This window comes from Kitasatospora sp. NPDC004531 (assembly GCF_053602195.1).
Window position 1 is genome coordinate 14,827 of sequence record NZ_JBSGDD010000093.1, and the last position, 12,380, is coordinate 27,206.

At 72.9% G+C, this 12,380-nt stretch carries 7 protein-coding genes; 6 read left to right on the plus strand and 1 reads right to left on the minus strand.

Annotated elements, in window-relative coordinates; all coding sequences use genetic code 11:
- Window positions 1-456: 456 nt before the first annotated feature.
- Window positions 457-5,055: a glutamate synthase large subunit gene (gene gltB / locus ACWEMJ_RS28210; RefSeq protein WP_452139931.1), complete on the plus strand. Its 4,599-nt coding sequence runs from the start codon at window positions 457-459 to the stop codon at window positions 5,053-5,055.
- The gene (locus ACWEMJ_RS28215; RefSeq protein WP_452139932.1) at window positions 5,048-6,508 is read left to right on the plus strand and encodes a glutamate synthase subunit beta; all 1,461 of its coding nucleotides are present in this window, start codon (window positions 5,048-5,050) and stop codon (window positions 6,506-6,508) included. The genes gltB and ACWEMJ_RS28215 overlap by 8 nt, the downstream gene beginning before the upstream one ends.
- Window positions 6,509-6,618: 110 nt before the next feature.
- Here the strand turns inward: ACWEMJ_RS28215 and ACWEMJ_RS28220 are convergent, their stop codons facing one another.
- On the minus strand, window positions 6,619-6,984 hold the full coding sequence (locus tag ACWEMJ_RS28220; protein WP_452139933.1) for a nuclear transport factor 2 family protein: 366 nt from the start codon (window positions 6,982-6,984) through the stop codon (window positions 6,619-6,621).
- A 97-nt stretch (window positions 6,985-7,081) separates the two neighbouring features.
- On the opposite strand from ACWEMJ_RS28220, the gene ACWEMJ_RS28225 reads away from it, so the two are divergent.
- The 4 genes from ACWEMJ_RS28225 to ACWEMJ_RS28240 all read left to right on the plus strand — a co-directional run bounded on the left by ACWEMJ_RS28225 (window position 7,082) and on the right by ACWEMJ_RS28240 (window position 12,252).
- The gene (locus tag ACWEMJ_RS28225; protein WP_452139934.1) at window positions 7,082-9,556 is read left to right on the plus strand and encodes an AAA family ATPase; all 2,475 of its coding nucleotides are present in this window, start codon (window positions 7,082-7,084) and stop codon (window positions 9,554-9,556) included.
- A gap of 50 nt (window positions 9,557-9,606) precedes the next feature.
- Entirely contained in the window at window positions 9,607-9,741 is a 135-nt protein-coding gene (locus tag ACWEMJ_RS28230) for a helix-turn-helix domain-containing protein (RefSeq protein WP_452139937.1), read from the plus strand.
- A gap of 126 nt (window positions 9,742-9,867) precedes the next feature.
- Complete coding sequence (locus tag ACWEMJ_RS28235; RefSeq protein WP_452139935.1) at window positions 9,868-10,737, plus strand: helix-turn-helix domain-containing protein; 870 nt, start codon at window positions 9,868-9,870, stop codon at window positions 10,735-10,737.
- A 57-nt stretch (window positions 10,738-10,794) separates the two neighbouring features.
- A complete protein-coding gene (locus ACWEMJ_RS28240) occupies window positions 10,795-12,252 on the plus strand; it encodes an aldehyde dehydrogenase family protein (protein ID WP_452139936.1) in 1,458 nt (485 codons plus the stop codon).
- Window positions 12,253-12,380: the final 128 nt, after the last annotated feature.

Below are 12,380 nucleotides of genomic sequence, written 5' to 3' on the forward strand. Positions count from 1 at the left end.
AGTGCGGCGCCCTGCCGCGGGCGCGTCCGCCGGGCCCCGGACGGGCCTGTACGAACACCCGGAACTCTGCATGATTATGCGTTGCAGCGCGTGATGTTCCACACATGGGCACGGGCTGCCGCCTTGCCCTAGTCTCAACATCCGGTCGCCGACCCGCACAATCCCAACCGCGGTCGGCATCCCGGTCGGGGAATCCCAGGCCGACCCCCGACCGGGGTCGTTCCGGGGGTGTTTCGCCCCTGTTTCGGCCCTTCGGCGCCGGGGCACACTGGTCTGGACGCGCGACGCTGCGCCTACCCTCCATCCGCCCCGTGACCAGGGGTTTGTGTCCGCGATGCGGACGCGGAATTCCACTTCCCGGGATCCCCGGCATCATGTAACCTGCACCGACAAATCGCATCAGGGCCAACGTCGTCCCTTTGCATGAAGCAACTGATCACGACGACGGGAGAGCCGATGCTGTCCGCATCCCCGCACTCCGGCCCCGAGGGCGACCAGGCCACCGCCGGCCCCTACGCCCTCGTTCCGGACGCGCGTCCCCAGGCCCAGGGTCTGTACGACCCGCGCAACGAGCACGACGCCTGCGGCGTCGGCTTCGTGGCCACGCTCACCGGCATCGCCGACCACAGGATCGTCGAGCAGGCGCTGACCGTGCTGCGCAACCTGGAGCACCGCGGCGCCACCGGCGCCGAGCCCGACTCCGGCGACGGTGCGGGCATCCTGACCCAGATCCCGGACGCCTTCCTGCGCGCCCGGGTCGACTTCGAGCTCCCCGCCGCCGGCTCCTACGCGGTCGGCATCGCCTTCCTGCCCGACGAGGACGAGGCCGACGCCGCCGCCGTCGCCCGGATCGGCGCGATCGCCGCCGAGGAGGGCCTGACCGTCCTCGGCTGGCGCGACGTCCCCACCGCGCCCGAGCTGCTGGGCGCCACCGCCCGCAGCGTCATGCCGCGCTTCCGGCAGCTCTTCGTGGGCCACGGCGAGCGGGCCGGCATCGAGCTGGACCGGGTCGCGTTCGTGGTGCGCAAGCGCGCCGAGCGGGAGGCCGGGGTGTACTTCCCCTCGCTGTCCGCCCGCACGCTGGTCTACAAGGGCATGCTGACCACCGGCCAGCTGGAGCCGTTCTTCCCCGACCTGTCGGACCGGCTGTACGCCTCCGCGATCGGCCTGGTGCACTCGCGGTTCTCCACCAACACCTTCCCGAGCTGGCCGCTGGCCCACCCGTACCGCTTCGTCGCGCACAACGGCGAGATCAACACGGTCAAGGGCAACCGCAACTGGATGACCGCCCGGGAGTCCCAGCTCGCCACCGACCTGATCCCCGGCGACCTGGGCCGGATCTTCCCGGTCTGCACCCCGGACCACTCCGACTCGGCGTCCTTCGACGAGGTGCTGGAGCTGCTCCACCTCGGCGGCCGCTCGCTGCCGCACGCCGTGCTGATGATGATCCCGGAGGCGTGGGAGAACCACGCCACCATGGACCCGGCCCGCCGCGCGTTCTACCAGTACCACTCCAACCTGATGGAGCCCTGGGACGGCCCGGCCTGCGTCACCTTCACCGACGGCACCCGGATCGGCGCCGTCCTCGACCGCAACGGCCTGCGCCCCGCCCGGTACTGGATCACCGAGGACGGCCTGGTCGTCCTCTCCTCCGAGGTCGGCGTGCTCGACATCGAGCAGGACAAGGTGGTCCGCAAGGGCCGCCTGCAGCCCGGCCGGATGTTCCTGATCGACACCGACGAGCACCGCATCGTCGAGGACGAGGAGATCAAGTCGGCGCTGGCCGCCGAGCACCCCTACGAGGAGTGGGTGGCCGCCGGGCAGATCCAGCTCGCCAAGCTCCCCGAGCGCGAGCACATCGCGCACACCCACGCCTCGGTCACCCGCCGCCAGCAGACCTTCGGCTACACCGAGGAGGAGCTGCGGGTCGTCCTCGCGCCGATGGCCAGGACCGGCGCCGAGGCGCTCGGCTCGATGGGCACCGACTCGCCGATCGCCGCGCTCAGCGAGAAGCCGCGCCTGCTGTTCGACTACTTCACCCAGCTGTTCGCCCAGGTCACCAACCCGCCGCTGGACGCCATCCGCGAAGAGCTGGTCACCTCGCTGCACAGCAACCTCGGCCCCGAGGGCAACCTGCTGGACGCCACCCCGGCGCACTGCCGCTCGGTCGGCATCACCTTCCCGGTGATCGACAACGACGAGCTGGCCAAGCTGGTCCACGTCAACGCGGACGGCGACCAGCCCGGCCTCAAGGCCGTCACGCTGTCCGGCCTGTACAAGGTCGCGACCGGCGGCGAGGGCCTGGCCGCCCGGCTCGCCGAGATCGCCGCCGAGGCCGACGCCGCGATCGCCGACGGCGCCCGCATCGTCGTGCTGTCCGACCGGCACTCGGACGCCGAGCACGCGCCGATCCCGTCGCTGCTGCTCACCTCCGCCATCCACCACCACCTGATCCGCACCAAGCAGCGCACCCAGGTGTCGCTGCTGGTCGAGGCCGGCGACGTCCGCGAGGTGCACCACGTCGCGCTGCTGATCGGCTACGGCGCCGGCGCGGTCAACCCGTACCTGGCGATGGAGTCCGTCGAGGACCTGGTCTCCCAGGGCGTCTTCGTCTCCGGCATCGAGGCCGAGAAGGCGATCAAGAACCTGATCAAGGCGCTCGGCAAGGGCGTCCTGAAGGTGATGTCCAAGATGGGCATCTCCACCGTCGCCTCCTACCGCGGCGCGCAGGTCTTCGAGGCGATCGGCCTGTCCCAGCAGCTGGTGGACGCCTACTTCGCGGGCACCACCACCAAGCTCGGCGGCATCGGCCTCGACGAGATCGCCAAGGAGACCGCCGCCCGGCACGCCAAGGCCTACCCGGCGTCCGGCATCTCCGCCGCGCACCGGGCGCTGGAGATCGGCGGCGAGTACCAGTGGCGGCGCGAGGGCGAACCGCACCTGTTCGACCCGGAGACGGTGTTCCGCCTCCAGCACTCCACCCGCACCAAGCGCTACGACATCTTCAAGCAGTACACGGACCGGGTGAACGCCCAGTCCGAGCGGCTGATGACGCTGCGCGGCCTGTTCCGGCTGAACGGCCTCGACCGGGCCCCGATCTCCGTCGACGAGGTCGAGCCGGTCTCCGAGATCGTCAAGCGGTTCTCCACCGGCGCGATGTCCTACGGCTCCATCTCCATGGAGGCGCACGAGACCCTCGCGATCGCGATGAACCGCCTCGGCGGCAAGTCCAACACCGGCGAGGGCGGCGAGGACCCGGAGCGCCTGTACGACCCCGAGCGCCGCTCGGCGATCAAGCAGGTCGCCTCCGGCCGGTTCGGCGTCACCTCCGAGTACCTGGTCAACGCCGACGACATCCAGATCAAGATGGCCCAGGGCGCCAAGCCCGGCGAGGGCGGCCAGCTGCCCGGCCACAAGGTCTACCCGTGGGTCGCGAAGACCCGGCACTCCACCCCGGGCGTCGGCCTGATCTCCCCGCCGCCGCACCACGACATCTACTCCATCGAGGATCTCGCCCAGCTGATCCACGACCTCAAGAACGCCAACCCGGACGCCCGCATCCACGTGAAGCTGGTCTCCGAGGTCGGCGTCGGCACCGTCGCCGCCGGCGTCTCCAAGGCGCACGCCGACGTGGTGCTGATCTCCGGCCACGACGGCGGCACCGGCGCGTCCCCGCTCACCTCGCTGAAGCACGCGGGCGGCCCCTGGGAGCTCGGCCTCGCCGAGACCCAGCAGACCCTGTTGCTCAACGGCCTGCGCGACCGCATCGTGGTGCAGACCGACGGCCAGCTGAAGACCGGACGCGACGTGGTCATCGCCGCCCTGCTGGGCGCCGAGGAGTTCGGCTTCGCGACCGCCCCGCTGGTGGTCTCCGGCTGCATCATGATGCGGGTCTGCCACCTCGACACCTGCCCGGTCGGCGTCGCCACGCAGAACCCGGTGCTGCGCGAGCGGTTCACCGGCAAGCCCGAATTCGTGGTCAACTTCTTCGAGTTCATCGCCGAAGAGGTCCGCGAGATCCTCGCCGAGCTCGGCTTCCGCTCCATCGAGGAGGCCGTCGGCCACGCCGAGCACATCGACGCGCAGGCCGCGATCGACCACTGGAAGGCCGCCGGGCTCGACCTCGCCCCGCTGTTCCACGTCCCCGAGCTGCCCGAGGGCGCCGCCCTGCACCGCACCACCGAGCAGGACCACGCGCTCGACAAGGCGCTCGACAACCAGCTGATCGAGCTCGCCGAGGACGCCCTGGAGCGCGGCGACGCCGTCCGCATCCAGATGCCGATCCGCAACGTCAACCGCACCGTCGGCACCATGCTCGGCCACCGCGTCACCAAGAAGTACAAGAGCGAGGGCCTGCCCGAGGGCACCATCGACGTCACCTTCACCGGCTCGGCCGGCCAGTCCTTCGGCGCCTTCCTTCCCAAGGGCGTCACGCTGCGCCTGGAGGGCGACGCCAACGACTACGTCGGCAAGGGCCTGTCCGGCGGCGTCATCGTGGTCCGTCCCGCCCGGGACGCCGCCGCGATCGGCGCCGACGCGCAGCAGCACGTGATCGCCGGCAACACCATCGGCTACGGCGCCACCGCGGGCCGGATCCACCTGCGCGGCAAGGCCGGTGAGCGCTTCGCCGTCCGCAACTCCGGCGCCACCCTGGTCGTCGAGGGCGTCGGCGACCACGGCCTGGAGTACATGACCGGCGGCCGGGTGGTCGTCCTCGGCGAGACCGGCCGCAACCTCGCGGCGGGCATGTCCGGCGGCATCGCCTACGTGCTGGACCTGCGCCCCGCCAACGTCAACAGCGGCATGGTGGGCATCGAGGCCCCCGACGCCGCCGCCCGCGAATGGCTGCGCGAGACCGTGCAGCAGCACTACGAGGAGACCGGCTCCACCGTCGCCGCCGAGCTCCTGGCCGACTGGGGCAGCGGCGTCTCCCGCTTCTCCACGATCATGCCGACCGACTACAAGGCAGTGCTCGCCGCCAAGGACGCCGCTGAGCGCGATGGCCTCTCCGAGGCCGACACCACCGCGAAGATGATGGAGGCGGCACGTGGCTGACCCCAAGGGCTTCCTGACCACCCCCAAGCAGCTGGCGGAGCGCCGTCCGGTGGACGTGCGACTGCGCGACTGGAACGAGGTCTACGTCGAGCGCAGCCTCCTTCCGATCATCAGCAAGCAGGCCGGGCGCTGCATGGACTGCGGCATCCCGTTCTGCCACAACGGCTGCCCGCTGGGGAACCTCATCCCCGAATGGAACGACCTGGCGTACCGGGACGACTTCACCGGCGCCATCGAGCGGCTGCACGCCACCAACAACTTCCCGGAGTTCACCGGCCGGCTGTGCCCGGCTCCGTGCGAGTCGGCGTGCGTGCTCGGCATCAACCAGGACGCGGTGACCATCAAGAACGTCGAGGTCACCATCATCGACAAGGCCTGGGACCGGGGCGGCGTCACCCCGCAGGTCCCCGAGCGCCTGTCGGGCAAGACCGTCGCCGTGGTCGGCTCCGGCCCGTCCGGCCTGGCCGCCGCCCAGCAGCTCACCCGGGCCGGGCACACCGTCGTGGTGTACGAGCGCGCCGACCGGATCGGCGGGCTGCTGCGGTACGGCATCCCCGAGTTCAAGATGGAGAAGCGCCACATCAACCGGCGCATCGAGCAGATGCGCGCCGAGGGCACCCGGTTCCGCACCGGCGTCGAGGTCGGCGTCGACCTCACCGGCGCGGACCTGCGCTCGCGGTTCGACGCCGTGGTGGTCGCGGCCGGCGCCACCACCGCCCGCGAACTGTCCGTTCCCGGGCGGGAGTTGAACGGCATCCACCAGGCGATGGAGTACCTGCCGCTGGCCAACAAGGTCCAGGAGGGCGACTACGTCGACTCCCCGATCTCCGCCAGGGGCAAGCACGTCGTGGTCATCGGCGGCGGCGACACCGGCGCCGACTGCGTCGGCACCGCGCACCGCCAGGGCGCGGCCTCCGTCACCCAGTTGGAGATCATGCCGCGTCCCTCGGACGAGCGTCCGGCGGGGCAGCCCTGGCCGACCATGCCGATGACGTACAAGGTGACCTCCGCCCACGAGGAGGGCGGCGAGCGCGTGTACTCGGTCTCCACCACGCACTTCGCGGGCGACGAGGACGGGAACGTGCAGGAGCTGCACCTCGTCGAAGTCACCTTCCGCGACGGCAAGTTCGAGCCGGTGCCGGGCAGCGAGAAGGTCATCCCCGCGCAACTCGTCACCCTCGCCATGGGCTTCACCGGCACGGACGTCAAGAACGGCCTGGTGGAGCAGCTGGGCGTCGAGCTCGACCCGCGCGGCAACATCGCCCGGGACGGCCAGTTCGGCACCAACGTCCCCGGGGTGTACGTTTGCGGTGACGCCGGTCGCGGTCAGTCGCTGATCGTCTGGGCGATCGCGGAAGGCCGTTCGGCCGCCGCGGCGGTCGACAAGTACCTGGGTGGCAAGACTCCGCTCCCCGCCCCGATCAAGCCGACCGACCGCCCCCTGGTGGTCTGACCCCCACCCACAAACACCGACCCGCCAGAGCCGCCGGGATCCGGTCGACGCCTGCCCCTTTCCCCGACCAGGTTTAGGGCAGGCGTCGTTGTTTTTCCCGGGGGGCTCCGCTACGCGCTCGGCACCTTGTCAAGGAAGCCGACCACGGTCGCCACGCGCCCGTCCTCGGTGGCCGTCAGGACGTCGAAGCCGACGATCAGCGCCTCCTCGGCGCCCTCCGGGGCGAGCTCCCAGGTGAAGCGGGCGACGTTGTGGTGGGCGTCGACGGGGCTGCCGAGGCGGAAGGCGAAGCCGGGGAACTGCGCCTGGACGGCGGCGAGGGCGGCGTCGAACTCGTCGCGGCCCCGGACGGCGGTCAGCGGGTCGGTGTAGGCGCCGTCGGCGGCCCAGACGTCCTCGACGAGCTTGCGGCGGGCGGTCGGGTCGGTCTCGTTCCAGGCGGCGAGGTAGCGCTCGACGATGTTCTGCAGGTCCATGGCGGGCTCCGTTTCGAGTGGTGTCTCCCTTGCGGGACAAGAAGCTACGGATCTCGCGCCGACGGCGAATCGGTCGCGTATAGGTAGGGTGCTGGGCATGCTGCTGTACGGGCGGGGGACGGAGCTGGCGGCGGTCGGCCGGCTGCTGGCGGAGGCGGGCGCGGGGCGGGCCGGGGTGCTGGTGCTGCGCGGGGAGCCGGGGGTCGGCAAGAGCGCGTTGCTGGCGGCGGCGGCCGAGTCCGCGCCGGGCCGGGTGCTGCGGGCGACGGGCGTGGAGTCGGAGGCCCGGCTGCCGTACGCGGCGCTGAGCCAGTTGCTGGCCCCGGTGCTGGACCGGGTGCCGGAGCTGCCTGGCCCTCAGCGGGCGGCGCTGGAGCGGGTGTTGGGGCTGGCGGACGGCCCGGCCGCGGACCGGCTGCTGGTGGGCCTGGCGGTGCTGACGCTGCTGGGCGAACTGGCCGAGCAGGGCCCGCTGTTGTGCCTGGTGGACGACGTGCAGTGGGCGGACCGGGAGTCGGTGGCGGTGCTGCAGGTCGCGGCCCGCCGGCTGGGCGCGGAGGCGGTGGCGCTGCTGCTGGCGACCCGCGCGGACGGCCCGGAGCTGCCGGGGCTGCCCGAGGCGTGGGTGGAGCCGCTGGACGAGCGGGCCGCCGCCGAGCTGCTGGCCGCCGTCGCGCCCGAACTCGCCAACCGGGCGGCCGTGTTGGCGGCGGCTCAGGGCAACCCGCTGGCGCTGGTGGAGCTCTCCGCGGCCGGCGCGGCGGGCGGGCTGCCGCCGGCCGGGCGGCTGCGGCTGGCGTACCACGGGCAGCTGAGCCGGCTGCCCGGCGCGACCCAACGCTGGCTGCTGCTGGCCGCGTTGGAGGAGTCCGGTGCGCCCGAGGTGCTGCTGCGGGCGGCGGGGGAGTGCGGGCTGACCGTGGCGGACCTCGCGCCGGCCGAGCAACAGGGGCTGGTGCGCGTCGAGTTGGGCGCCTCACGGGTGACCTTCCGGCATCCGCTGCTGCGCTCGGTGCTGGTGGACCGGGCGCCGCTGGTGGACCGGCTGGCCGCGCACGCCGCGCTGGCCCGGGCGTACGGCGGACGGGAGCCGCTGCGGCGGGCCTGGCACCTGGCGCTGGCGGCGACCGGCCGGGACGCGGCGGTGGCGGAGGAGCTGGCGTCCGCGGCGGCCGGCGCGGCGTCCCGCGGCGGGCACACCGGCGCGTCGGCGGCGTACGAGCGGGCCGCGCGGCTGAGCCCGGACGCGGCGCGGGCCCGGGAGTTGACGGTGGAGGCGGTGGAGGCGGCGCTGGAGGCGGGCGAGGTCGGCCGGGCCGAGGCGCTGGCGGCCGCGGCGGACGCACCCGGGCTGGACCCGGTGACCCGGGCGCACCTGCTGTTCGCCCGCGGGGTGGCCGAGTTCTGGCGCGGCGAGCACCGCTCCGCGCACCGCCGGCTGACCGAGGCGGCGGCACTGGTCGCCGACGCCGCGCCCGGCCCGGCGACCCGGGTGCTGGTGCAGGCCCTGCACGCCGCCTGGTACCTCGACGTGGAGGCGGTGTGCGGGACGCTGACGGCGCTCGGCGCACTCGCCCTGCCGGCCGACGACCCGCTCGCGCCGGCCGTGCGGTACGTGACGGCGGCGCTCGGCGACGCCCCCGACGGGCCGACCCTGGCCGAGGCCGAACGGGCCGCCCGGGCCGCCGGCGCGGTGGCCCCCGTCGACCTGGCACTGCCCTGCGGGGCCGCCCTGCTGCCCGGCCAGGACGAGGAGGTGCTGGACCTGGCGGGCCGACTGGTCCGGGAGGCCCGGGAGGCCGGCGCGTTCGGGACGCTGCCGACCCTGCTGTTCTTCCTCGCCGAGGCCGAGCTGTTCACCGGCCGCCCGGAGGCCGCCGACGAGCAGGCCGGGGAGGCGCTGCGGCTCGCCGAGGACTGCGCGCAGCCGCTGTGGACCGGCCAGCTGCACGGCTTCCTGGCCTACCTGGCGGCGACCCGCGGCGAGGACGCCCGGTGCCGGGAGCACGCCGGCGGGCCCGCGCCCGCGGCGCCTCCGGGGTGCCGTGGGCGCAGTGGGCGCTGGGCGTGCTGGAGCTCGGCGCGGGCCGCGCCGAGGACGCGTTCGGGCAGCTGGCGGCGCTGGCCGGCGGCGGGCAGAACTTCCAGGTGTCGGCCGTCCGTTCGGTGCCGGACCTGGTGGAGGCGGCGGTGCGGCTGCGCCGGCCGGAGGAGGTCGCCGAGCCGCTGGCCCGGTTCGAGCACTGGGCACGGCGGGCCGGGCAGCCGTGGGCGCGGGCGCTGGTGCACCGCTGCCACGCCCTGCTGGCCCCCGAGGAGCTGGCGGAGGAGTGCTACCTGGCGGCGCTGGCCCGGCACGCCGAGCAGCCCCGCCCGTGGGAGCAGGCCCGCACCGAGCTGCTGTACGGCGAGTGGCTGCGGCGGGCCCGCCGCCGGGCCGAGGCCCGGGCGCCGCTGCGCTCCGCCGAGCAGGCACTGCGTCAACTCGGCGCGCTGCCCTGGGCGGAGCGGGCCCGACTGGAGCTGGACGCCACCGGCGCGCCCGCCGCGCGCGGCCCGGCCGGGGCGGTAGCGGGCCTGACCCCGCAGGAGTCGCAGATCGTCCGGCTGGCCGCGCAGGGCCTGTCCAACCGGGACATCGCCGCGCAGCTGTTCCTCAGCGCCCGCACCGTCGGCCACCACCTGTACAAGGCGTACCCGAAGCTCGGGGTGAGTTCGCGCACCGATCTCGCCGGGGTGTTGCCCGGGTCGACCTGAGGGGCGGCGCAGCACAACTGTGCAACGTCGGCGGTCAAATGCCGGAAGCCCCTCGCGGAGTGTCGCCGCGCAGTGGCAGACTGCATCCCACAAGGTCCAACTGTTCGGTTCGGCACGGAGGTTTGCATGACGGGCCTGCAGACGGGCAGCGGAGCCACCGCTCGTCGCATCCAGCTGGGCGCCCAGTTGCGGCGCCTGCGCGAGGCCCGCGGCGTGACGCGCGAGGACGCGGGGTACTCGATCCGCGCCTCCGAGTCGAAGATCAGCCGGATGGAACTCGGCCGCGTCGGCTTCAAGCAGCGCGACGTGGCGGACCTGCTGACGCTGTACGGCGTCGAGGACGAGCACTCCCGGGCGGCGCTGCTCGGCCTGGTCGGCGAGACCAACGCCCCGGCCTGGTGGCACGGCTACGGGGACGTCATCCCGGGCTGGTTCCAGACGTACCTCAACCTGGAGGACGCGGCGAACCTGGTCCGCAGCTACGAAGTGCAGTTCGTGCCGGGCCTGTTGCAGACGCCCGAGTACGTGCACGCCGTGATGCGGGCGGGCAGCCCCGGCGTCTCCGAAGAGGAGCTCACCCGGCGGGCCGCCGTCCGGCTGCGCCGCCAGGAGCGCTACCTCGCGCCGGACACCACCGCCCGGCTGGAGCTGATCGTCGACGAGACGGCGCTGCGCCGGCCGTGCGGCGGGCCCGAGGTGATGCGCGGCCAGCTGGAGCGGCTGTCCGAGCTGTCGCTGCGCGAGACCATCAGCCTGCGGGTGCTGCCGCTGGGCATGGGCGCGCTGGCGGCGGACAGCGGGGCGTTCACCGTGCTGTGCTTCCCGGAGCCGGACCTGGCGGACGTGGTGTACGTCGAGCAGTTCACCACCGCGCTGTACCTGGACAAGCCGAGCGAGGTCGCCGAGTACGCGGCCGCGCTGGAGCGGGTGTCGGCGGCGGCGCTGTCCGAGGAGGAGACTCGTTCGCTTCTCGCGGAGATCCTCCAAGAGGGCTAGTCCGCAATTAGGATGATGATCCGTCAGTAGGTGATCGTTAGCGCCGAAAGGGATCCGATGTCCTTGATCGCGGAACTCGCCCAGCAGTACATCGACGGCCAATGGCGGCCGGGAACCGGCTCCTGGGACATCGTGGACCTCGATCCCTTCAACGGCGAGAAGCTGGCCTCCTTCACCGTGGCCACCGCCGAGGAGATCGACCAGGCCTACCGTGCCGCGGAGCGGGCCCAGCCCGCGTGGGCCGCCACCAGCCCCTACCAGCGCCGGCTGGTGTTCGAACGGGCCCTGCAGGTGGTCGAGGCCCGCGAGGCGGAGATCCTCGAAGTGATGACCGTCGAACTCGGCGGCACCCTGATGAAGTCCGCGTTCGAACTCGGGCTGGTCAAGGACATGCTGCGCGAGGCCATGTCGCTCGCGCTCGGCGCCGAGGGCAGGATCCTGCCCTCGCCGGTGCCCGGCAAGGAGAACCGCGTCTACCGGCTGCCGGTCGGCGTGGTCGGCGTGATCAGCCCGTTCAACGCCCCGGTCTTCCTCTCCCTGAAGGCCGTCGCGCCCGCGCTCGCCCTCGGCAACGCGGTCGTCCTCAAGCCGCACCAGGACGCGCCGGTGGCCGGCGGCACCCTGATCGCGAAGATCTTCGAGGAGGCCGGGCTGCCCGCCGGCCTGCTGAACGTCGTCCTCACCGACATCGCGGAGATCGGCGACGCGTTCATCGAGCACCCGGTGCCCAAGGTGATCGCCTTCACCGGCTCCGACACCGTCGGGCGGCACGTCGCCACCGTCGCCGCGAGCCACCTGAAGCGGACCGTCCTCGAACTCGGCGGCAACAGCGCCCTGGTGGTGCTCGACGACGCCGACGTCGACTACGCGGTGGACGCCGCCGTGGCCAGCCGCTTCGTGCACCAGGGCCAGATCTGCATGGCCGCGAACCGGATCCTGGTGGACCGCTCGCTGTTCGCCGAGTTCAGCGAGAAGTTCACCGCGAAGGTCGCCTCGCTGCGGGCCGGCGACCCCGGCGACCCGGACACCCAGCTCGGACCGCTCATCAACTCCGCGCAGGCGGAGGCGATCACCTCCGAGGTCGACGCCGCGATAGCCGCGGGCGCGCGGGCGCTGCTGCACGGGGCGACCGTGGGCACGCTGGTCAGGCCCACCGTGCTAACGGACATTCCGGCCGGGGCGCCGATCCTGCACCGCGAGATCTTCGGGCCGGTCGCGCTGCTGATCCCCTTCGACGGGGAGGACGAGGCCGCCCGGATCGCCAACGACACCCCCTTCGGCCTCTCCGGCGCCGTGCACACCGCCGACATCGAGCGCGGCGTGCGGTTCGCGCAGCGGATCGACACCGGCATGATGCACGTCAACGACGGCACCATCGCGGACGAGCCGATCGTGCCGTTCGGCGGCCAGAAGAACTCGGGCCTGGGCCGCCTCAACGGGGACACCAGCGTGGACGCGTTCACGACGGTGAAGTGGATCTCGATCCAGCACGGGCGGTCACGCTTCCCGTTCTGACGAGGGGGCGCGAAAACAGGGGCGCGGGGAACTGCGCGACAAGCGCAAGTCACGTCCGCAAGGTCGCGATCGCGTGCAGGTCATTGTCCTGCGTCGCGATCTTGCGGACGTGGTGCGTTCCCCTTCGC